The sequence below is a fragment of the Citrobacter sp. TBCS-14 genome (assembly GCF_005280805.1).
In the GTDB taxonomy this organism is placed as follows: Bacteria; Pseudomonadota; Gammaproteobacteria; order Enterobacterales; family Enterobacteriaceae; genus Citrobacter; species Citrobacter gillenii.
On sequence record NZ_SZWM01000090.1, the window covers coordinates 1 to 228 of the forward strand.

2 pseudogenes are annotated in these 228 nt (G+C 53.1%); both read right to left on the reverse strand.

The features are described 5' to 3' along the window. Positions 1–113: pseudogene (locus tag FDX22_RS00500) on the reverse strand (oligopeptide ABC transporter ATP-binding protein OppF); the annotation flags it as partial. Then, positions 110–228: pseudogene (gene oppD, locus FDX22_RS00505) on the reverse strand (oligopeptide ABC transporter ATP-binding protein OppD); the annotation flags it as partial. The pseudogenes FDX22_RS00500 and oppD, both read right to left, overlap by 4 nt.

Consider the following 228-nt stretch of genomic DNA (forward strand, 5'->3'; position numbering starts at 1 on the left):
CAGCGGGATTTCGACGGTTGCCAGAACCACTGTTTACCATCTTTGATGTCGAAATGGACTTTCAGATCGGCAATTTCGAGGAGTACTTTTCGTTGTTCGGTTACCGCATTCATACCAGTTCCTCCACCGGTTTAAAGCAGGCGCGCAGACGGCCTGGACTAAACTCTTCCAGTGGCGGAGCACTGTTACAGATTTCCATGGCATGCGGGCAACGGGGCTGGAACGGGC